Source organism: Streptomyces decoyicus, assembly GCF_019880305.1.
Taxonomy (GTDB): domain Bacteria; phylum Actinomycetota; class Actinomycetes; order Streptomycetales; family Streptomycetaceae; genus Streptomyces; species Streptomyces decoyicus.
The window spans coordinates 6,637,897-6,659,081 of record NZ_CP082301.1 but is presented as its reverse complement, the minus strand read 5'-3'; the positions used below and the strand labels follow the sequence as shown (position 1 = coordinate 6,659,081).

General features: G+C 71.3%; 16 protein-coding genes. 9 read left to right on the top strand and 7 right to left on the bottom strand.

Translation table 11 applies throughout. The features are described 5' to 3' along the window. Window positions 1–22: 22 nt before the first annotated feature. Window positions 23–496 carry a DUF4118 domain-containing protein gene (locus K7C20_RS29110; protein ID WP_245171626.1) on the bottom strand — a complete coding sequence of 158 codons (474 nt, stop codon included), beginning with the start codon at window positions 494–496 and terminating at the stop codon, window positions 23–25. A 285-nt stretch (window positions 497–781) separates the two neighbouring features. On the opposite strand from K7C20_RS29110, the gene K7C20_RS29105 reads away from it, so the two are divergent. Beyond that, on the top strand, window positions 782–2,749 hold the full coding sequence (locus K7C20_RS29105; RefSeq protein WP_053209998.1) for an APC family permease: 1,968 nt from the start codon (window positions 782–784) through the stop codon (window positions 2,747–2,749). A gap of 90 nt (window positions 2,750–2,839) precedes the next feature. Next, complete coding sequence (locus K7C20_RS29100) at window positions 2,840–3,649, top strand: maleylpyruvate isomerase family mycothiol-dependent enzyme (RefSeq protein ID WP_053209997.1); 810 nt, start codon at window positions 2,840–2,842, stop codon at window positions 3,647–3,649. Window positions 3,650–3,731: 82 nt separating this feature from the next. Here K7C20_RS29100 and K7C20_RS29095 read toward each other — a convergent pair whose 3' ends face one another. Then, the gene (locus K7C20_RS29095) at window positions 3,732–3,953 is read right to left on the bottom strand and encodes a hypothetical protein (protein ID WP_030085443.1); all 222 of its coding nucleotides are present in this window, start codon (window positions 3,951–3,953) and stop codon (window positions 3,732–3,734) included. Between the two features lie 297 nt (window positions 3,954–4,250). On the opposite strand from K7C20_RS29095, the gene K7C20_RS29090 reads away from it, so the two are divergent. Next, complete coding sequence (locus tag K7C20_RS29090; protein WP_053209996.1) at window positions 4,251–4,865, top strand: TetR/AcrR family transcriptional regulator; 615 nt, start codon at window positions 4,251–4,253, stop codon at window positions 4,863–4,865. 28 nt (window positions 4,866–4,893) lie between these two features. Here K7C20_RS29090 and K7C20_RS29085 read toward each other — a convergent pair whose 3' ends face one another. Both K7C20_RS29085 and K7C20_RS29080 read right to left on the bottom strand, forming a co-directional pair. Next, window positions 4,894–6,081, bottom strand: a complete 1,188-nt coding sequence (locus K7C20_RS29085; RefSeq protein ID WP_048829926.1) for an acyltransferase family protein — start codon at window positions 6,079–6,081, stop codon at window positions 4,894–4,896. Then, window positions 6,078–8,519 carry a glycosyltransferase gene (locus K7C20_RS29080; protein ID WP_222892677.1) on the bottom strand — a complete coding sequence of 814 codons (2,442 nt, stop codon included), beginning with the start codon at window positions 8,517–8,519 and terminating at the stop codon, window positions 6,078–6,080. The genes K7C20_RS29085 and K7C20_RS29080 overlap by 4 nt, the downstream gene beginning before the upstream one ends. A gap of 648 nt (window positions 8,520–9,167) precedes the next feature. Here K7C20_RS29080 and K7C20_RS29075 point away from each other — a divergent pair. Beyond that, window positions 9,168–9,893: a transcriptional regulator gene (locus K7C20_RS29075; RefSeq protein ID WP_030085436.1), complete on the top strand. Its 726-nt coding sequence runs from the start codon at window positions 9,168–9,170 to the stop codon at window positions 9,891–9,893. Between the two features lie 81 nt (window positions 9,894–9,974). Here K7C20_RS29075 and K7C20_RS29070 read toward each other — a convergent pair whose 3' ends face one another. After that, complete coding sequence (locus K7C20_RS29070) at window positions 9,975–11,564, bottom strand: nucleobase:cation symporter-2 family protein (RefSeq protein WP_048829924.1); 1,590 nt, start codon at window positions 11,562–11,564, stop codon at window positions 9,975–9,977. 389 nt (window positions 11,565–11,953) lie between these two features. Between K7C20_RS29070 and K7C20_RS29065 the strand changes: the two genes are divergently transcribed. Genes K7C20_RS29065 through K7C20_RS29055 form a run of 3 tightly spaced genes read left to right on the top strand, consistent with a single transcriptional unit; the run spans window position 11,954 to window position 16,282 of the window. Beyond that, window positions 11,954–14,314: an ABC transporter ATP-binding protein/permease gene (locus tag K7C20_RS29065; RefSeq protein ID WP_030085433.1), complete on the top strand. Its 2,361-nt coding sequence runs from the start codon at window positions 11,954–11,956 to the stop codon at window positions 14,312–14,314. 16 nt (window positions 14,315–14,330) lie between these two features. Continuing rightward, a complete protein-coding gene (locus K7C20_RS39295) occupies window positions 14,331–15,239 on the top strand; it encodes a hypothetical protein (protein ID WP_343236132.1) in 909 nt (302 codons plus the stop codon). Then, window positions 15,236–16,282, top strand: coding sequence for a serine/threonine-protein kinase (locus K7C20_RS29055; protein WP_030088597.1), 1,047 nt, complete (start codon window positions 15,236–15,238; stop codon window positions 16,280–16,282). Before K7C20_RS39295 ends, K7C20_RS29055 begins: the two co-directional genes overlap by 4 nt. Window positions 16,283–16,369: 87 nt before the next feature. On the opposite strand, the gene K7C20_RS29050 is transcribed toward K7C20_RS29055, so the two are convergent. Next, complete coding sequence (locus K7C20_RS29050; protein ID WP_409351328.1) at window positions 16,370–17,692, bottom strand: streptophobe family protein; 1,323 nt, start codon at window positions 17,690–17,692, stop codon at window positions 16,370–16,372. Window positions 17,693–17,969: 277 nt separating this feature from the next. Here K7C20_RS29050 and K7C20_RS29045 point away from each other — a divergent pair, with 277 nt between their 5' ends. Together K7C20_RS29045 and K7C20_RS29040 are read left to right on the top strand one after the other, a co-directional pair. Next, window positions 17,970–19,283, top strand: a complete 1,314-nt coding sequence (locus K7C20_RS29045) for a DUF6777 domain-containing protein (RefSeq protein ID WP_063754073.1) — start codon at window positions 17,970–17,972, stop codon at window positions 19,281–19,283. Between the two features lie 222 nt (window positions 19,284–19,505). Continuing rightward, entirely contained in the window at window positions 19,506–20,687 is a 1,182-nt protein-coding gene (locus K7C20_RS29040; RefSeq protein ID WP_245170938.1) for a L,D-transpeptidase family protein, read from the top strand. 15 nt (window positions 20,688–20,702) lie between these two features. On the opposite strand, the gene K7C20_RS29035 is transcribed toward K7C20_RS29040, so the two are convergent. Then, window positions 20,703–21,152: a hypothetical protein gene (locus tag K7C20_RS29035; RefSeq protein WP_053208489.1), complete on the bottom strand. Its 450-nt coding sequence runs from the start codon at window positions 21,150–21,152 to the stop codon at window positions 20,703–20,705. Between the last annotated feature and the right edge of the window lie 33 nt (window positions 21,153–21,185).

The following is a 21,185-nucleotide window of genomic DNA, read 5'->3' as shown; positions in this document are numbered from 1 at the left end:
CAGCCTGAGCCGGCGGGCCCGGTCAGCGGGCCGGGTGCCGTCGGACGGCCCGTACGGCGGCGGCGCAGCCCGCGCCCGCCACACCGGCCGGCAGCACGACGAGCAGGCCCGTCCGGTCCTGCGGGTGGAACGCAAGGCCGGAAGGCTGGTTGACCACGAAGCCGTCGTAGAACATCCAGGACACCAGGACCACGGCGGGCATCAGCACCGGGCGGGCGAGCAGGGACACGGCCACCGTCAGCAGGGCGAACACCGCCGGCGCGACCGGGGCATGGGCGGTCCCACCGGTCAGCATCAGGGCGGTCACCAGCAGCGTCGCCCCCACGGCGCCGAGCGGCAGGGCGAGGTCCCGGGCGAGGGTGCGGTCGGCGGCACCCGCGGGGCCGGGTGGGTGCGGTGCGGCGTCACCCGCGGGAACGGCGGGGTACGGGGGATGTGGGGGGGTGCAGGGGAGGTACGGGCGGTGCGGAGGCGCCGGACGGTGAAGGGTGACCACGGGGAACACCTCCTGCTGCGGCCCCTGCGGCGGACCGGTCGGTCCCGTGGACCCGCGGTGGACCCATGCCGCCAGACTCCGCGCCGGAGGCGGTGCGGGAGCTCTGCCGCGCTGTCCTTCAACGCCGTACGCACGGGCGGCGGACGATTTCTGACGCGGCCTTTACGGCGGGCAATGTTGCCGATGTCGCCCCGCGCGGGGTGCGACGAGGCGCCGCTGACCGGGTGATGCATACTCGCTCCTCGTTGCCCGAACGACGACCGATGATCGGCAGGACGCCCCCGCATGACCACTGTCCAGGCGGACCCCACGCCCCCCACCCCCGCCTCCCGACGGTGGCGCGCCTGGCTCCTGGACGGACTGAGCAGCCAGGCCGCCCGCCACCCGGGGCCGCACGGCACCCCGCCGGCCGAGCACAAGGGCCACTCCTGGTGGCGCGTCATGTGCCTCACGGGCGTCGACTACTTCTCCACGCTGGGCTACCAACCGGGCATCGCCGTCCTGGCGGCGGGGCTGCTCTCGCCGTTCGCCACGCTCGTACTCATCGCGCTGACCCTGCTCGGTGCGCTGCCCGTGTACCGCAGGGTCGCCAAGGAGAGCCCGAACGGCGAGGGTTCGATCGCCATGCTGGAGCGGCTGCTGCCGTGGTGGGCGGGGAAGCTGCTGGTCCTGGTGCTGCTGGGGTTCGCCGCGACGGACTTCATCATCACCATGACGCTGTCGGCCGCCGACGCCTCGGCGCATGTCGTGGAGAACCCGTTCGCCCCTCCCCTGCTGCACGGCGCGAACCTGTGGATCACCCTGGTGCTGCTGGCCGCCCTGGGTGCGGTGTTCCTCAAGGGCTTCCGTGAGGCGATCGGCATCGCCGTCGGACTCGTCGGGACCTATCTGGCGCTGAACGTCGTGGTCCTGGCCACCGCGGCCTGGAACGTGCTCGCGCATCCCGTGGTGGTCGGCAACTGGTGGAGCGCGATGACCGCCGAGCACTCCTCGCCGGTGGCGATCGTCGGTGTGGCGCTGCTGGTCTTCCCCAAGCTGGCGCTGGGCATGTCCGGCTTCGAGACGGGCGTGGCGGTCATGCCGCAGGTACGGGGCGCCGCCACCGACACCGAGGCGCGCCCGGCCGGCCGGATCCGGGGCACCCGCCGGCTGCTGACCACCGCGGCCCTGGTCATGAGCGGCTTCCTGCTGCTGTCGAGCCTGGCCACCACGCTGCTCATCCCGCAGAAGGAGTTCGAGACCGGCGGTTCGGCCAACGGGCGTGCGCTGGCCTATCTCGCGCACCAGTACCTGGGCGAGGCCTTCGGCACCGTCTACGACCTCTCCACCATCGCCATCCTCTGGTTCGCCGGCGCCTCGGCGATGGCGGGACTGCTCAATCTCGTACCGCGTTATCTGCCGCGCTACGGCATGGCTCCGGAGTGGGCCCGTGCGGTGCGTCCGCTGGTGCTGATCTTCCTGGCCACCGCCTTCGGCATCACCTTCTTCTTCAACGCCAGCGTCGACGAGCAGAGCGGTGCGTATGCGACCGGTGTGCTGGTGCTGATGCTCTCGGCGTCCTTCGCCTCCACCGTCGCCGCCCGCCACCGGCGGCTGCGGGCGGCCACCGTCGGCTTCGGCGCCATCACACTCGTCTTCGGCTACACCCTGGTCACCAATGTCATCGAGCGGCCGGACGGCCTGAAGATCGCGCTGCTGTTCATCCTCGGCATCCTGCTGACCTCGTTCGCCTCACGTGTCCACCGGTCCTTCGAACTGCGCGCCGTACAGGTCGGCTTCGACGAGACGGCCGAGCGGCTGATCGGCGCCGCGATGGCGGCCGGGCCACTGCGGGTGATCGCCAACGAGCCCGACGAGCGGGACGCGGAGGAGTACCGGGAGAAGGAGTACAGCCAGCGCGAGGAGACCCATATACCCGACGGCCGGCCGGTGCTGTTCCTCGAGGTGACCGTCAGGGACTCCTCGGACTTCACCACGGATCTGCACGTCCGGGGCGAGGAGCGGTACGGGGCGCAGATCCTGCGGGTGGAGGGGGCCGGCGTGGCGAACACCATTGCCGCCGTCCTGATGCAGCTGCGCGAGCACACCGGCGAGGTGCCGCACGCCTACTTCAACTGGACCGAGGGTCATCCGTTCAGCCATCTGCTGCGCTTCCTGGTCTTCGGCGACGGCGAGGTCGCTCCGGTCGCCCGGGAGGTCCTCCGCCGCGCGGAGCCCGACCCGGCCCGGCGCCCGCGGGTCCACGTGGGCTGACGCGCCGCGCGGGAAGGCGCTGTGACAGGCTGCGCGCACAGGCCCGGCCGGTGAGGTCGCCGGGCCCGGACGATCGGGAAGCACCGCACCATGAACACCTCGGATGACTCGGGCCGGACCGTCGGCCCCGCAGTGCACCTCGACGCGGTCGCGAGCGAGACCGCCCGGTTCGTGGCGGCCCTGGAGGGCGCGGACCTGTCGGCCCCGGTGCCCGGCTGCCCCGGCTGGACGCTCCTCGACCTGGTCCGGCACACCGGGAGCGTGCAGCGCTGGTTCTCCGTGCTGCTGCGGCAGCGCGTCCAGGAACCGCCGCGCAGCCGTGAGGTGGAGCTGCGGCTGCCGGCGGACGAGGGCGGCTACGGCAGCTGGCTGACCGAGAGCGCGGCCGAGGCGGCCGCAGCGTGTGCGGTCACCGACCCGGATGCCCCGATGTGGGCGTGGGGCGCGGATCACCATGCCAGGTTCTGGGTACGGCGGATGCTGTTCGAGACGCTGGTGCATCGCACCGACGCGGAATCCGCCGTCGGCATCCGGCCGGTGATCGACCGTGATCTGGCGGCAGACGGCGTGGCCGAGTTCCTGGTCAATCTGCCGTTCGCCACGCCCTTCGCCCCCAAGGTGGCGCACCTGCGCGGCGACGGCGAGACCCTGCGCTTCCGGTGCACCGACACCCCGGCGGCGCACGGCGACTGGCTGGTCCGGCTGCGGCCGGACGGCTTCCGGGCCGAGCGGCGGCCCGTGGACACGGCGGACACCGCCACCGCGGACGCCACCGTCAGCGGAGCGGCGGCGGATCTGCTGCTGCTCCTGTACGGACGCCTCGACCGCGGCTCGGAGGCATTCGAGAGCCACGGGGACGAGGAGCTGCTGAGCCGCTGGTTCGCCAACTCCGCCTTCTGAGGCGGTAGTTGCCCGCCGTCATCGGCGGGCCGGCAGCTGCTTGAGGCCCGGCCGCCTGCTCCTCCTGGACACGGCGGACGGGTCAGCCCCGCCGGCCGAGCGCCTTCGCCCGGGTGTGGGACCAGCCCGTCAGCAGGACGCCCACGGCGACCAGCGCTCCGTGCGCGGCCAGCGTGAGCGCGAAGCCACCGCCCAGCCAACCCAGGAGGCCGGTGCTGTCGTGGTCGATGAGTAACCGGATCGCCCCCTGCGCGAAACCCACCATCAGGGCGGCGCCGATGATCTGCAGGATGTCGTACTTCATGAGTCCCCCAGTCGTCTCAAAAATTCCATGCGCCCTCTCGGGACGTTACGAACGTAACATCGAGGAAGCGGCAATTCCCTGCTGCATTGCTGGCCGAATTCGACTTTCGTCACACAATTTCAGGGGTGAGGAATGGGAAATTAGCGTGACGAAAAGGGAGAGGCGCGGAGGTCGGTGTGCCGGATGTGCCCGTCGGACGTCCCGGCCACGGGGCGGGGCAGGCCCGCGCTCTACTGCTCACGGAGTTGCCAGGCAAAGGCGTACCGGCGACGCAAGCAGCCCCCCGCCCCGGCGGCCGTGCAGCCGACGGCAGGCGCCCCGTCGCACCGTCGCCGGCAGATCGCCGAGGCCCTCTGGCGGATCGCCGCCGAGCGGGGGCTGCACGCGGCGAGCCTGCGGGAGGTGGCGGCCGAGGCCGGTGTCTCGCTGCGCGCGGTCCAGTACCACTTCACGAGCAAGCACCGGCTGCTGGTCGAAGCGCTGCGCATGCTGCACGCGGAGAACGAGCGCATCGCCCGCTCCCGTATCCGGTTCGACGCCACCGATCCCCGTGCCCTGCTGCGGGCGGTGCTGGACGAGTTCCTGCCGGTGGATGCCCAACGCACCACCGCGCTACGGGTGTTCGCCGCGTACTACGCCCGCAGCCTGACCGACCCGGCGCTCGCCAAGGTCTTTCTGCCCGACGAACAGCCCCTGGAGCGCCTGGTGGCGCAGCTGATCACCGCGGCGCAGACCGACGGGCGGACCGCCCCCGGTCTCGACCCGTGGCGCGAGGCCGACCTGCTGGTGTCCGGCGCGGTGGGGCTGGGCAACGATGTGCTCCACGGCCGCCGCACGCTGGAAGACGTGCGCCGCACGCTCGACTACCACCTCGACAAGATCTTCGCCGGAGACCCGCGCACACGGCGCTGATCTCCGGCGAAGGTGGTGGCGGAGGCGGTCAGCGGGTGGCCGGCTCCGGATAGAACTCCCGCGCACGGCCGCGGTGGTCCTTGAGGCGGCCCAGCAGACTCGCCGGGTATTCGATGAGCCAGTAACTCGCCGTGGCCACCGGCACCGCCGCCACGAACACGATCAGCAGCGCCAACGGGAAGCCCGACCGGCCGGTGGGCAACAACCCGGCGTGGTGGAGCTGGAGCATCACCGGCTCGTGCCAGATGAAGAGGCTGTAGCTGATCAATCCGGCCGCGGCGAGCCAACGGGACGTCAAAAAGCCCTGCCAGAACGTCTGTTGACGCACATGGACGGTGCCAAAGATCAGCACCACCCACAGGGCCGAGGCGATCGGGTGGTAGAAGGTGAACGTGAAGTTCTCCGGACCGGAGTCCAGGGAGAGCGCGAACAGGCCGGCCAGCGCGAACGCCACCAGCGGCAGCGCGGTGCGCGGGCCGAGCCGGCCCCGGTCACCGAGGGCGGCCGTCAGCACGGCCAGCCCCATCCCCGCCGCGAAGCCGCCGAAGCGGGCCTGCGGGCCGAAGTACACCACCCAGTCGGTGTGCGGCACCCCGAACCCGTAGTGGGCGACGGCGATCCAGGCGAGCGGCGCCGCGAACAGGACCAGACACCCCGCCGCGCACACCGCCACCCTGGTACGGCGCCGCCGCAGCGGACGGCAGGCGCGTACCGCCAGCGGCCCGAGCGCCACCAGCACGAGGTAGAAGAGCACCTCCAGCGACAGCGACCAGGTGGGGCCCAGGGTGTAGAAGATCCGCTGCTGGTCGAAGACATGAGTGAACGTGAGGTGCTCGACCAGGTCCCGCCAGTTGCCCGGCAAGGTCGGATTGCGGCTCGCCCAGACGACCAGTACCGCCAGGACGTACAGCGGGAGGATCCGGATCGCCCGCCGGAAGAGGAAGTGCCGGGCCGTCCGGGTCGAGCGCCCGTCGATGGCGGCCCGTGCGTACGACAGCGTCAGCAGATACGCGGACAGCACGAAGAACAGGTCGATGACTTCGAGGGAGAGGACGGCGCCGATGACCGGGTTGTCGACCGGCGGATGGCTGCCCCCGGCGTCGTAGCGGAAGTACTGCTGCCAGACGTGGAAGGCGACGGTGCTGATCGCGGCGAGCCCGCGGAATCCGGCGACGGCATGGTTCCGGCTGCCGGCCGCGGCGTCCGTGCTGCTCATCGGCGGGCCACCGCCTTCGCCACGGCGGCCCGCGGGGTGACCCGCCACTGCCGGTCCCCCAACGCCTCCTTCAGATGGGCCTGCCGGGCCACCATGTTCTTGAAGTGGCTGTAGAAGAAGGTCGAGACGAACAGATACGACCAGAACCACGGGCCGCGGCCGCGGAGTTCGGGAACCGCCAGCCGCCAGGCGAAGAGCGCCTGCACCGGGCCGGCCGCCATGGTGAACAGCATCGCCAGGACACACACCGGCACCGCCCAGTCGAGCCGCTGAAGCCCGCCGGCCTTCCATGCCGAGTACAGCAGGATGGGAAGGATCTGCAGCGTCAGCCACGGCTGCACCTCCCGCCAGCCCAACAGGACGAACAGGCCCAGCTTCTGACGTGCCGTGAAGACCGGTGAGCGCAGGCCCCGCCACAGATGTTTGAGCGAGACCTGGAGCCAGCCCTGCGCCCAACGGGAACGCTGGTTCCACAGCGCCTTCAGCGTGGTGGGCGCCAGCTCACGGGAGATGAGGGTGCGGTCGACGGCGAACCGGGCGCCTTCGCCCAGCGCGCGCAGCGTCGAGTCGATGTCCTCGGTCAGCATCGAACCGTGCATACGGGTACGGGCCAGCAGATCGGTGCGCCAGAACCCGTTCGAACCGCCGAACACGCCGAAGCCGTAGAGCCGGGTACGGCCCGGGTGGCTGACCGCGTAGATCGCCTCGAACTCCACCGCCACCAGCTTGGCGACCCGGGAACTGTCGCCGTTGCGGATCACACAGTGGCCCTGGACGACGTCATGTCCGTTGGACAGCCAGTGCCAGGCGTCCCGGAAGGAGGACGGGGCCGGATGGTGGTCGGCGTCGAAGATCCCGACGAACTCACCGCGGACACGGGTGACCGCGGCGTTGACGTTCTGCGCCTTGGAGGTGGAGCCGGCGACCGGCAGCAGCACCAGCCGCGGGTCGCGGTCCGCGATCCGGCGGAGGGTGTCCTCGACGGGCAGCGGATGCGGCGTGTTGTACGCCAGCACGATCTCCAGCTCGGCGGGGTAGTCGAGGCGGAGGAACGACTCGACCGTTTCGACGATCGTCGCGGCCTCATTGGGCAGATACGCGGCGATGACGGCGCTGGCCGGCGGGTACGGCGCTCCGGGCGTCTCGGGCCGGGCGACCGCGTCGAGCGAGAAGAGGCACTCCAGGACGATCAACAGCGCGGACAGCACCAGCCCGGCCACCACCACCCAGTACATGCCGGAGCCGAGGTCGAAGCCCAGCTCGTACGCCTGCTGGTAGAGCACGAACGGCACCGCGACACCGAGCAGCAGCACCAGAAGCGGGGAGAGCGCCGAGAGGGCGGGCCGGATCAGGGCCCGGAACGGCGGGCGCCGGTGGCGGTGCGGCGTGCCGCGCATCCACGGTGCGTACCGGACCGGGCGCAGGTCCCGGTGGCGGAGCGCTTCCTGCACGGCGTCCCGGGCCTGGCCGGTGGCCCGGTTGCCGTCCGCGCATCCGGTCAGCGGAACCCAGCCGATCGCCGGGGTGAGGCGGACGTTCTCGTCGGCGACGATGAACTTGGTGCCGGCCACGGTGGCGGCGAACTTCTCCAGGCCGCGGCGGGCCGTCTCCTCGTCGACGCCGGGCAGCAGCATCAGCAGACGGCCGTCCTCGTCCCAGCCGAGCCGGTCGCAGAAGCTGCCGAGCCGCTCCGCCACGCCGGCCAGCCGTTCGGCGACCTCGCGGCGTACCCGCTGCCCGAGCCGGGCCTCCAGGGCGGCCATCTCGGCGACACCGACCACGGCGAGCACGCCGCCGTGCCGGGCGGCCCCGGGACGCTGTAATTCGCGGTCGAGTTCGTCGAGGAAGTGCGGGTGGGAGTACAGACCGGTGCGCGGGTCGCGCAGCAGGTTCTCGACCGGTACGGGGACCCGGCGGAGCTTGGCCGCGATACGGGCGGACAGCTCGACGGGGTCGGAGGCCTCGGGTATGCAGTCGTCGGCGCCGTGGTGCAGCATGTCCGCCACCCCGGCGGGCTCCGGCCTGGCGGTCACCATCAGGAGCGGCAGCGCCCGGCCGGCTGGGCCGGTACGGACCTCGCGTATCACGTCGAGGCCGCGCGCGTCCCGGGCCTCGTGGACGCCCTGTTCGTCGAGGGCGACGATGGCGTCCGGCTGCGCCTGCCCCATCCGCCGCTCGACCTCGCCGGGCGGGGCCTGGCTCACCTCGTGGCCGGTGGAGCGCAGGGTCCGGGTGAGGCGCTCCAGGCGCGGCCCTGGAGCGCCGACCACCAGGACGTGCCCGCCGCTCCGGGAATCGGCGGGGTCGTCGTGGGCGGTGGGGTCGTCGTGGGCGGCGGGGTCGTCGTGGTCGGTGGGGTCGGGGGGCGCGGGGCGGGTCACATCGTCGAGCAGGGCCGTGGGTGAGCCCTTTGCGTTGTTGTGGTGCGAAGTGAGCACCTGGGAATGTCCTTTCGTGCAAGGAGACATGCGAGAGCCGGGCCGGCCGCCGTATGGGCGGCAGCAGTCCGGATCTTCAGCCGGCTGTCAGATGGATGACACGTGAAACGCCGCGCTTGCTCTTCGGGTCCGTCTCTCCGCGGAGCGGACAAGGGCGCGCGGGCGCACGGCTGCTGAGGCAGGCTCCAAGCCTCGGAACGCACAGGCGCGTTCCAACACTGATCGCATATGAAGGGTCCCATCCTGATCGGATTGTGGGGGAGGACCGGATGTCGGGTGTTACGGACCGGCGCCGCATGGCGGCGCCGGTCGATAACGCCAGCCTTGACGCTGACTGTGACACCACACCTTCTTCCACGTAACGCTCTTATTACGTCGCGCCGTCCAGGTGGTCTCAAGAAACACTACCGCCCGGTAAGCACCGAGGAATCGGCTATACCCAGTAAGCGAGTTGATGCGTGAAATCGGACAGATAGTGCACATCTCCCGCACATCCGCCCTCGCGGCTCCTGCACCCCTTCGACCCGAAGGGGAACTGGAGATTCGTACCTATCGACCATCTGTTAATCTGCCCGCTCCTGGAGGTTCCTCCATCTCCGCTCCCCCCAAGCACCCCCCGTTCACCGGGTGCAGCGAGGTGTCCCGTACGTGTACAGCACTCCCTTTTCCCCCGCAGAGGCCAGATCGGCGCGGGCCCGGGTGGGCCTGAGCACGGCTCAGGTCGCCCAGGCCATGACGGCGTGTGGTGCGCCGGTCCGTCCCGAACTGATCGAGGCCTGGGAGTACGGCACCCAGGCGCCGTCCGAGTCGCAGCTGTTCGTCCTGGCGGACGTGCTGTGGTGTCCGCCGACGGCGCTGATGGGCGTCGAGCCCCGGACCCTGGCCGAACACCGGATGGCCCGCCAGCTGAGCGTGGAGCGGCTGGCGCAGCTGATCGGCATGGACCCGGCCATGTACTGGGCGGCCGAGTCGGCACAGCAGTGGAACGGCGACTACCGGCAGACCAAGGCGCTGGTGGAGGCGCTGGGGCTGTCGCTGCGGAAGCTGATCGGAGTGATGGGCCACAACGACGAGCTGGCCAAGCATCTGCGGTCGGCCGTCGACGGACGCTGGAAGGCGCACGTGGGGGCGATCGCGAAGATCACCACGCTGAACAAGACCCGGGTGAGCGACGCCCTGCGCACGATGCATGCGGAATTCGCGGAGTTCTCCGAGCGCTACATGGGGCATGTGGTGGCGCGGAACGACGACTCCCGGCTCAAGGAGGTCGCGGCCGAGCGCTCGGCGTATCTGCGCCGGCTGGTCGACCACTTCTGGGACCTGATCGGGGAGGCGGGCGAGGCACCGCCGTTCAACAGCGTGCCCACCCACTGACGGGAGCGGCGGGGGCACCGACGGAAGCGGGCGGGGAGGGGCCGGGATACGGCTTCCTCCCCGCCCGCGGCCGTTCACGGCTCAGTGGGTGGGGGTCCCCCAGGGCGGGCCCTGCGGTCCGGCCGGACCCGGCGGGTGGTACGGGCCCTGCGGGTGCTGCGGACCCGGCGGGTAGAGGCCCTGCGGAGCGTGCGGGCTCTGCGGCTCGTACGGGCCCGCCGGCCCGGGGGCGCCGGCCGGCTCGTGCGCGCCCATCGGACCGGGCGCCTCGGCCGGCTCGTCCTCCTCGATCTCGTCCCAGTCGATCTCCATCGTGCTGCGGCGGGTGAAGACGTTGAAGAAGAGGTTCAGCAGGACGGCGGTCAGACTGCCCAGCGTGATCCCGCTGTTGAGGACCGCCCGGACGTCCTCCGGCATCCGCTCGAAGAACGGCTCGACCGCGTTGGGCAGCAGCGCGGCGGCGAGACTGACGGCCAGGATCAGGGCGTTGCGCTCCTCGCGCAGATCCACCTTGCCCAGGATCTGGATACCGACCGCGGCGACCATGCCGAACATCGCGATCGCGGCGCCGCCGAGCACCGGATGCGGAATCGCGGCCACCACACTGCCCGCCTTCGGCAGCAGCCCCAGGATGATCATGAAGCCGCCGGCCGCGACCACCACGAAGCGGCTCATGACCTTCGACATCCGTACCAGGCCGATGTTTTCGGCAAATGCCACGTAGGGGAAGGAGTTGAACACACCGCCGAGAACGGTGGCGACACCGTCGGCGCGCAGGGCGTTGGCGACGGTGGTGTTGTCGACCTTCTTGCGGGTGATCTCCCCGATGGCGTAGACGTCTCCGGTGGTCTCCACCATGGTGATCAGCATGACGACGACCATGGCGATGATCGGGAAGACCTCGAACTTCGGCATTCCGTAGTGGAAGGGCGTGCTGACACCGAACCAGTCGGCACTCTGCACCGCGCTGAAGTCCACATCACCGAAGAGCCAGGCGACCGCGGTACCGGCGACCAGGCCGAGCAGTACGGCGAGGCTGCTCAGATACGACTTCCCGAGCCGGACCACGAGCAGGACGAAGAGCAGGGTGCCCAGCGCATAGGCGAGGTTCTTGGGATCGCCGTATCCGGGGTGCCCGATCAACTGCGCACCGCCGGCCGCGTCCTGAAGGCCCTGCGGGATCAGGGTGAGGCCGATGATGGTGAGGATCGTGCCGATGACGACCGGCGGGAAGTACTTCACCAACTTGCTGAAGAACGGCGCGAACAGGAAGGTCGCTATGCCCGCGGTGATCACCGCGCCGTAGACGACGAGCAGTCCGGCGGTGCCGCCGCCCGCGCCCAGGCCGATGGCGATCATCGGCGAGACCGCGGTGAAGGTGACCCCCTGGACCAGCGGCAGCCGGGCGCCGATCTTCCAGATCCCGAGGGCCTGGATGATCGAGGCGACACCGCAGGTCAGCAGGTCCGCGTTGATCAGATAGACGAGCTCCTCGTGGGAGAGGCCCAGGGCGTTCCCGAGGACGATCGGGACGATCACCGCTCCCGCGTAGAAAGCGAGGACGTGCTGGAAGCCGTAGAGGGTGAGTTTGCCGACGGGGAGCACCTCGTCGACGGGGTGGGCCTGCTGGCGGGAGAACTGCTGGGGTTCTTGTCGGGAGACTCGTGCCATCTCTGCCTTGCCTTCGCGAGGTAGGTGAATAAGAAGGAACCGGCACCGTCGCATCCCCGGGGACGGACGGGCCGGCTGGGTCTTACAAAGCCGACGTTGAGCGGTGTTGCCGACACCACGTAGCCGTGCGCTGCACTGTGCGTCCTGGTTCGGCAGGACTTCCGTCGATCAGCGCGGCAAATTCCGGCATTTCCATGGAATTTACAGGTGGGACTAATCGGAGCGGTTCACCTTAGTTGACCTGCACCGTTTCTCGCGAGTAACCGGTCGTGTTCGCTCGCATAAAAGGGGATCGTGCAGTGAAATCCCGTTTTGAGACGGGGCTTTGTATGCCGCGGCAGCGTGTGCGCCAACAGGCGGCGCCCGGTCCGCCGCCGTAGCATTTTGGTATGGCTGAGCGGCAGGATGCGCCCACCGCACCGGAACTCGTCGTCGAGTCCGACGGCAGCACCCAGGTGATGAATCCCAGCCGCGTCTATCACGTAGGGCGGGACCCCGAGAGCGAACTCGTCATGAGCGACGCCCGGGTCTCCTGGCATCACGCCGTGCTGCGCACCAGGTCCGGCCACTGGACGGTGGAGGACGAGGGCAGTACGAACGGCACCTTCGCCGACGGACGACGGGTGCAGGAGACCGACATCGGACCGGGCAGTGTGATCCGGTTCGGCAACCCCGCCGACGGCCCGTGTGCGGTGCTCTCCGGGGTGTCACCGCCCCGGGGGGCACCGCCGCCGACCCGGGTCGAGCGGCCCTCCGCCGTCTCGTACCCCGCCGGCACCCGCACCTTCCGCAGCCCCAGCGCGGTACGGCCGCTGCCGGCCGCCCGGATCACCCGTATCGGCCGCGCGCCCGACAGCGACCTGGTCGTCGACGACCTCACGGTCTCCCGCCGGCACGCGGAGCTCCGGGCGGGCCCGGAGGGCTTCGAGATCGTCGACCTGGGCAGCCACAACGGCACCTACCTCAACGGCCGGGCGGTGGACCGGGCGCCGATGATCCCCGGCGATATCGTCGGCATCGGCCACTCCGCGTTCGCGCTGGTCGGCGACGAACTCCAGGAGTTCATCGACACCGGCGAGGTCTCACTGGACGTGCAGGACCTGGCCGTAAAGGTCGACAAGGGCAGAAAGACGCTGCTGGACAAGGTGTCCTTCCCGGTGGGCGAGAAGTCGCTGCTGGCCGTGGTCGGACCCAGTGGCGCGGGCAAGTCGACGCTGCTCAACGCGCTGACCGGGCTGCGCCCCGCGGACCACGGCACGGTGCTCTATGACGGCCGTGACCTCTACCGCGACTACGCCGAGCTGCGCCAGCGCATCGGACTCGTCCCGCAGGACGACATCCTGCATCTTCAGCTGACCGTCCGCCGGGCGCTCGGCTACGCCGCGCAACTGCGCTTCCCCGAGGACACCGCGAAGGCCGAGCGGCAGGCGCGGGTCGACGAGGTGATCCGTGAACTGGGCCTCGAACAGCGGGTGAACCAGCCGATCCACAGCCTCTCGGGCGGCCAGCGCAAGCGTGTGAGCGTGGCCCTGGAGCTGCTGACAAAACCGTCGCTGCTCTTCCTCGACGAGCCGACCTCCGGTCTCGACCCCGGCATGGACCGCTCCGTCATGCATATGCTGCGCGGCCTGGCGGACGACGGCCGCACGGTCATCGTCGTCACCCACAGCGTGCTGAGCCTGGATGTCTGCGACCGGCTGCTGGTCCTGGCGCCGGGCGGCACGATCGCCTACTACGGGCCGCCGGACGAGGCGCTGGCCTACTTCGGGTACGAGCAGTGGCCGGAGGCGTTCGAGGCCTTCGAGAACGACAAGGTCCGTGACTGGCAAGGTGAGTTCCGCGCCTCGCCGCTGCACCGGCGCTATGTCACCGGGGACTCCCATCAGCCGCTGCGTCCCCCCGAGGCGCCGCGCGGACCGGTGGCCGCGCCCAAGGCGCAGAGCTGGGGCAAGCAGCTCAACACGCTGGTCCGGCGCTATGCGGCGGCGCTGACCGCCGACCGGACCTTCCTGATCATCATGGTCGCGCTGCCCTTCGTGATGGGGGCGATGGCGCACGCCCTGGCCGGCTCCTCGCTCGCCAAGGGCTCGGCCGCGATCAACGCGCTGCTGATCCTGTGCGTGGGAGCGGTGCTGACCGGGGCCGCCAACGCGGTGCGTGAGCTGGTCAAGGAGCGGACGATCTATCAGCGGGAGAGAGCCGTCGGCCTGTCCCGCTCGGCGTATCTGATGTCCAAGGTGCTGGTCCTGGGTGCCATCACGATCGTCCAGGCCGTGGTGCTGACCTTGGTGGCGCTGTTCGGCGTCCAACTGCACGCACCCGGCGGCAAGGGTGTGTTGCTGCCGCCACTGATCGAAATCACCCTCGCGGTGGCCCTGTTGGCCTTCACCGCCATGATGCTCGGCCTGTTCGTGTCCGCGCTGGTGCGGAAGGAGGAGGTCACCATGCCGCTGCTGGTCCTCCTCGCGATCATCCAGGTCGTGTTCTGCGGTGCGCTGCTCAAGCTGAACGGCGTGCCCGGGCTGGAGCAGCTGGCATGGCTGGTGCCGTCCCGGTGGGCGCTCGGGGCCATGGCGGGCACCATCGATCTGCACCACCTCGTCCCGCAGGGGACCTCGGACCCGCTGTTCCAGCACAGCCCGGGAACCTGGCTGCTGAACATGGGCATGATGGTCGTGCTCTCGCTGCTCCTGGGATTCGTGGTCACCAAGCTGCTGCGGCGGCGCGAGCCCGAAATCATGCGCAAGTAGCGCCGAGGAGCCGCCTGTGACCGCGCCCGAATTCCTCCCCAGCCATGTCGTCCCCCCGGAAGGGATGGCGACCTGGACGGCGCCGGACACCACCCGGCCGACCGCGCCGCTCGATCCGCTGCTGCCGGTCCAGGTCGTCGAGCGCCGCGGCGACTGGGCGCGCGCACTGTGCTCCAACGGCTGGTCGGCCTGGGTGGACGGCCGGCTGCTGCTGTCCGTGCCGCACGAACCACCGGCCGCCGCTCAGCCCGCCGCCCGGACCGCCGACCCCCGCCCGCTGCTGGGCGCGGTGGAGAGCGACCTGAGCCGGTACCGGCAGCTGATCGAGGAACTGGCCGCCGGTCAGCTGGACGGCGAGTCGTTCACCCGGCGCACCCGCGGCACCCGGCTGGGGGTGGTCGTGGACGGCGATGCGGTGTGGCTCTACGACGCACGGCACGAGCGGTGGTGCTTCTGCGACGGGGTGTCGTTGCAGACGTACGCGGTGACGGCGGGGCCGTCGTCGCGGTCGGGGGAGCGGGTGTCGTCCGAGGCGGGCCCGGGGGAACAGGGCGAGCCGGGCGGGGTGGCGGAGCCGGGCGGGGTGGCGGAGCCGGGCGGGGTGGCGGAGCCGGGCGGGGTGGCGGAGCCGGGCGGGGTGGCGGACCCGGCCGACCCGGCCGACCCGCCGCCCGACAAGCGAGCCGACGCCGGGAACGGGACGGAGCGCGGGTCCGGGGCCGGGGCCGGTGGCGGGTCGGGGGCCGAGCCCACGACCGGGGCCGGAACCGAGACCGGAACCGGGACCGGCCCGGAAGCCGATGCGCCGGGTCCGTCGGACGGGCAGCCGGCCCCGCCGCCCGCGCCGGACCCCGGCCGGACCCGGGCCGCGCGCCCCGGCGAGCACCCGCCGCAGCCACCGAACCCCGTGGGTGACCTCCGGTGAACGGCGAGCGGGCGGCGCCCCAACCGCCCGAGGAGCGGTCCACCACTCCCGACGCCTCGGGGCTGCGCGGGCGGCGGATCGCCGAGTACCTGCTCCAGGACGAGATCGGCCGGGGCGGGATGGCGGTGGTCTACCGCGCGGAGGATCTGCGGCTCGGCCGTACCGTGGCGGTGAAGCTGCTGGCGCCCGAGCTCGCCCGGAACGACACCTTCCGCCAACGCTTCGCCCATGAATCGCGGGTGGCCGCGGCGATCGACCACCCGCACATCGTGCCGGTCTTCGAGGCCGGGGAGACCGAAGGCGTGCTCTACATCGCGATGCGTTACGTCCGGGGGCGGGATCTGCGGGCGCTGCTCGACCGCGACGGACCGCTGCCCTTGGAGACCGCCTGCCGGATCGCCCTCCAGGTCGCCTCCGCGCTGGACGCCGCCCATGCGCACGACCTCGTGCACCGGGACGTCAAACCGGGCAACATCCTGATCGCCGAGGGCACCGACAGCGACCGTCCCGAGCACGCCTATCTCACCGACTTCGGGCTGACGAAGAAGTCCCTGTCGCTGACCGGGTTCACCAGCGTCGGCCAGTTCGTCGGCACGCTCGACTATGTGGCGCCCGAGCAGATCTCGGGCCGCCCGGTGGACGGCCGCTGCGACGTCTACAGCCTGGCCTGCGTCCTGTTCGAGATGCTGACGGGGGCGCCGCCGTTCCGGCGCGATGACGACATGGCGCTGCTGTGGGCGCACCAGTACGATCCGCCGCCGGCGCTGACCGAGCTGCGCCCGGACCTTCCGGAGGCCGTCGACGCGGTCTTCGCCGAAGCCCTGGCCAAGGTGCCCGAGGACCGCTACGAGACCTGCCGGGGGTTTGTGGCGGCGCTGCGCGCGGCCGGGCGGACCGCTGCCCCCGGGGCGGCCGCGGGCGCCCCGCCCGCGCACGCCATGACGCAGGTGGACGCCCAGGCGGACCAGGGCGGCCGGCGCAGCGCCGCTCCCCCGCCACCGCCGCGGTGGGCGACCCCGATGTTCCCGGGCCGCGCGGGGTAGGCACGGGCCTCTGCGGCTCCGCGCCACACGGTGTCCCGGCTCTGCGGCTCCCGCGCTTCACGGGTCCGCCGGAGATCAGGGAGACCCCTACGGCTCCCGCGCCTCCTGCGGCTCCCGTACCTCGCCCGGATGGCGTACCCGCCGGGCCAACACGCTGCCGACGAAGCCGGTGACCAGCCCCCAGGCGAGGCCGACACCCACCAGCCGGAGAAGTTGCGGGTCGAGGGTGACCTCGCCGCCCAGGTCGCCGCCGAGGTCGCCGAGGCCGATCAGGGAGAGCCCGTAGTGGGCGGAGATCCGGGTGAGCAGTCCGACGGCCAGCAGGGTGAGCGCCAGTGCCACGGCCATCTCGACGGCGTGCCGCCAGGCCGGCCGCCCGGCCGGGGAGCGGACCGCCGCGGTGAAGGCGGCGACGAGCAGCACCACGGCCGCCACCGCCACCAGGAGCCAGACCCGGCCGTCGTAGTGGGAGAGCGAACCGAGGTCGAGGGTCCGCTGCCCGTCGGCGCGGAGCGCCTGGGCGAGGGCGGGCGGCAGGGGCAGCCCGATGGCCTTGTCGACATGCCCCACCCAGGCGCCGCCGGTGCCGATGCCCAGCGCCATCCAGGCGACGTTCGGCAGTCCGAGGAAGATGACGGCGACGGTCTGGGACGGGCGCCCGTTGGTGAAGAGCTCGACGATGCCGACGACCAGACCGATCAGGGCGTAGCCGAGCAGGGTCACCAGCATCGCGAAGGCGGGCGGCCGTACGGAATCCTGGAAGTGCAGCAGCCGGGAGGAGAGCGGGGCCCGGCGCGAGACGAAGAAGGTCAGCACGAGCAGGGCCAGCACCCACAGCAGCCCGAACCCGAGCGTCGCGGGCACATCGGCGCGGAAGCCGAGGGTGGGGGTGGCGCCCAGCTCGGCGCCGAGCTGTTCGGCGAGGTCGTTGCCGACGGAGATCCGGAAGCTGTGCCGGGCGGCGAGCGTGAGCAGCAGCAGAAGCACCAGCCAGCACACCGCCGTTCGGGCGATCCGGGCGAGCAGCTCCCGGGTGCCGGCCACCGCCCGGTGGCGCAGCGGCAGCAGGAAGACGACGGCGGTCACCAGCGCACCGGCGAGCGTGACCGACAGCGGTACGACGTCCAGTGCGGCATCGGCCTGCGCGAGGTCGCCGACGTCGCCGTAGAGGCCGACCGAACCGCCGGCCGCGACCAGCACCGTGGCCGCGACCACGGAGGGGAACGCGCCGCCGGGAAGGTCCGCCGCGCCCGCCGCCCACAGGCCGAGGGCGGCGCACACGAGCATGGTGACGATGCCCGCCACGGCCGCGCCGAGTGCTTGTGCCCAGGCCACTACGGCGGGCGGAGCGCCACGGCGGCGGACCGGGCCCGGCGAACCGTCCGGCCCAGGGCCTCGCATCTGGCTCACGCTCTCTCCTGCCGGTCACGGGACCGCGTACCAACGATCCGCCTGGAAGGACACCTCGGCCGGCATGCAACGTAATTCTGGCCATCCGTCACAGCCGGGCAAAGGCCCTGACTCTGCACATGTCCAGCATTCACGGCATGCACGCACCACCGTAAGCAGCGGCGCGCCACCCCGCTTGCGGACGCCGTCACACCCGGGCACACAATGGTCTGGACATTGACAAAAACGGGCAAAATTCGCACCGCCGGATGGCCCGCCAGCGTCGGAAGAGGGACCCGTGACATCTCCACCGCCGCCTGACAGCCACCCGACCGGCCCCCCGTCGGGCCCGCTGTCCGGCCCGTCCTCCGAACCCTCGCACGAGCCCACGCAGGTGGGCCCGGCACCGGGGCGGACACCGCCGGAGGAGCCCACCGAGCCGGGATCCCGCATCCCCCCGGGCGGCCCCGGTGAGGGCGACGGTGGCGGGGGCGGAGGCGGCGGTTCCGGGCGCGGCGGGGGCGGCGGTGCAGGCGGGGCTGCCGGGGGCGGCAAGCCCTGGTGGCGGTCCGCGCCGCGGGTCGCCATCATCGCGGCCGCCGTGGTCGCTGCGGTGATCGTGACGATGCTGCTCACCCGGCCGGGCGGCTCCGGCACCAGCGAGGTGTTCGCCGAACCGGCCGCCTCGACCGGCCAGGACCCGGTCACCAAGTCGACGGCGAACGACTCCTCCCCGACCTCGTCCGGCAAGCCCAGAAAGCCCTCCGGCGGCGGGAACAGCACCTTCGAGGGCGCGACGCCCGGCCTCTACGGCGGTACCCAGAACAGCGCGAGCTGCGATGTCGAGAAGCAGATCACGTACCTGACCGGCAGCCCCGAGCGGAACCAGGCGTTCGCCGGAGTCCTGGGCGAGAAACCGGGTCAGGTCCCGTCCTATCTGCGGTCGCTGACGCCCCTGCAGCTGGGCTACGACACCCGGGTCACCAACCACGGTTTCAAGGACGGCAAGGCCACCAGCTTCCAGTCGGTCCTCCAGGCCGGCACCGCGGTCATGGTCGACTCGTACGGAGTGCCGCGGGTGCGCTGCAAGTGCGGGAACCCGCTCACGGAGCCGACTCCCCTCCAGGGCAATGTGAAGACGGTCGGTACCAAGTGGCCCGGATACGAGCCCTCGAACGCGGTGGTCGTCAAGCCCGCAAAGACCAAGGTCAAGGAATTCGTCCTGCGCGACCCGAAGACGGGCAAGTGGTTCAAGCGCCCCGAGGGCAGCACCGGCACCACGGACACCCCGACGGCCCCGCCGGACAAAACCCCCAGCGGGCCCACGACCTCCGAACCGCCGAACGGCTCGCCGTCGGCCGGTGAGACCTCGACGGGGACGTCCGGCCCCCCGACCTCGGACACCGGCACGGCCTCCCCCGAGTCACCGGCGGACACCGGAGGGTCCGACACCACCGGCGGACCGAGCGAGCAGCCCCCGACCACCTCCGAGGGCACGACCGGCGGCGACACGACCGGCGGCACGCCCGACGGGGGGACGCCGGGCAGCAGCGGTTCACACGGCGGCGGAGTCACCCAGTCGGGAGGCGGCGGAACACCGCCGTCCAGCTGAGGCAGGCCGCATACGGGAACGCGGCGGGCAGCCGGCAGGCCGCCCGCCGCTTCTTCATGCCCCCGAAATCGAACTGTGTCCTAATGATCCGGCGCACCGGACAACCACCGAAGCAGACAAACCCTCTGTACATGCGGCGGGTGCACAGGCAGCCCTGGACGGACATCCCCGCACGGGGCCGGGCCCCGCCACTGTCAGTTGTTCTGCTTTGGAGGGATCCCCGTGTACGCCGGATCACGTCGCCACCCCGCCCGGTTGATACCCGCTCTGATAGCGGCGGGCACGCTGTTGACCGCGTGCGGGTCGGGAGCCGACGCGTCGAAGTCGGACCAGCCCGCGGCGAAGGTGACCGTCACCCCGACTCCCGGAAACACCTCGGCAAAGCTCGGCTCCGAGATATCCGTGCGGGCCGACGGCGGAAAGCTCACCTCGGTCGAGGTCAAGGACGACAAGGGCGGCACGGTCGCCGGGCGGCTCGCCGGTGACGGCGCGTCATGGAAGTCGGACGGCAAGGTCAAGCCGCAGACCACCTACACGGTGCGGACCAGGACCAAGTCGACGCAGGGCAAGGAATCCTCCGCCACGTCGAAGTTCACCACGGAGCGGGCCGACAAGGTCAACAAGCTCACCAACACCCCCGGCGGCGGGCAGACCGTGGGCACCGGAATGCCGGTGTCGATCCTCTTCGACCACCCGGTGGCGAAGGACCGGCGCGCCGACATCGAGAAGGCGCTGAAGGTCACCACCCAGCCGAAGGTGCAGGGCGCCTGGGGCTGGGTCAAGGACTACTCCGGCAAGGACCGGATCGACTGGCGTCCCAAGGACTACTGGCCGGCCGGCACCAAGGTCTCCGTCAAGGGCGCACTGTCCGGGATCAACTCCGGTGACGACGGCGGCTGGTTCGCCCGCGACTACAACTTCGGCTTCGGCATCGGCGCCGACCACAAGGCCGTCATCGATGTGCCCTCGCACACCCTGACGATGTACGAGAACGGCAAGAGCGTCGGCACCATCCGCGGCTCCGCGGGCTCCCCGCAGGACCCGACCCGCGGCGGGGTGCACACCGTACGCAGCAAGAACGCGGCCGAGACGATGGACTCCGCCACCATCGGCCACGGCGACGAGTGGAGCCTGCCCTCCAAGTGGGTCACCCACCTCACCGCGTCGGGGACCTTTCTGCACTCCGCCCCGTGGAACAAGTCGATCGGTGTGGAGAACAACAGCCACGGCTGCTTCGGCATGACGACCTCGGACGCCAAGAAGATCTACGACTTCCTGCCGATCGGCTCCACGGTCGAGGTGAAGGGCACCGCCAACACCAACAAGACCGACGTCGGCAACGGCCTGGAGGTCTGGCAGGAGAGCTGGGAGCAGTGGCAGCAGCGCAGCGCGCTGACGCACTGACCCTGCGGCGCAGGCTCATCTGCGGTGCCTCCCGAGGACGCGGGGGCGGGTGAGCAGCAGGAAGACGGTGGCCAGGACGGCGACGGCCTGGGCCAGGGCGGCGAGCTTCTTGGCGCCGCTCCAGCCCGGTTCGTACATGTCCGGCAACGGCCCCGGCGCGCCGAGGTCCACATAGGTGTAGAGGAGCAGCAGCGCGAGTCCGCCCGTCGCGACGAGCCAGGCGAAGGTGTCGGCCGCCGGGCGGCGCCAGGTCAGCACGAGCAGGGCGGCGAGCGCGGCCAGGGCGGCGTCGACGCGGAACAGCAGGCCCTGGCCGAGGGTCGCCGTGACCTCGTCGTACCGGCCGGCGAGCCGGGCGTGGAGGTAGGCGTCCACGGCCAGCCCGGCCGCCGCCAGCAGTCGCGCGATACCGCGGGCGACCCGGTCGGGCCGCCCGTGCTCCGGTACGGAGTTGTCTGGTGCCACGGCTTCTCCAAGCCTCACGGTGAGCGGCGGTAG

Excerpts from the sequence above, each read along its gene's own strand:
- K7C20_RS29105 (WP_053209998.1), top strand. The coding sequence starts at position 782 with ATGACCACTGTCCAGGCGGACCCCACGCCCCCCACCCCCGCCTCCCGA.
- K7C20_RS29100 (WP_053209997.1), top strand. The coding sequence starts at position 2,840 with ATGAACACCTCGGATGACTCGGGCCGGACCGTCGGCCCCGCAGTGCAC.
- K7C20_RS29095 (WP_030085443.1), bottom strand. The coding sequence starts at position 3,953 with ATGAAGTACGACATCCTGCAGATCATCGGCGCCGCCCTGATGGTGGGT.
- K7C20_RS29085 (WP_048829926.1), bottom strand. The coding sequence starts at position 6,081 with ATGAGCAGCACGGACGCCGCGGCCGGCAGCCGGAACCATGCCGTCGCC.
- K7C20_RS29070 (WP_048829924.1), bottom strand. The coding sequence starts at position 11,564 with ATGGCACGAGTCTCCCGACAAGAACCCCAGCAGTTCTCCCGCCAGCAG.
- K7C20_RS29065 (WP_030085433.1), top strand. The coding sequence starts at position 11,954 with ATGGCTGAGCGGCAGGATGCGCCCACCGCACCGGAACTCGTCGTCGAG.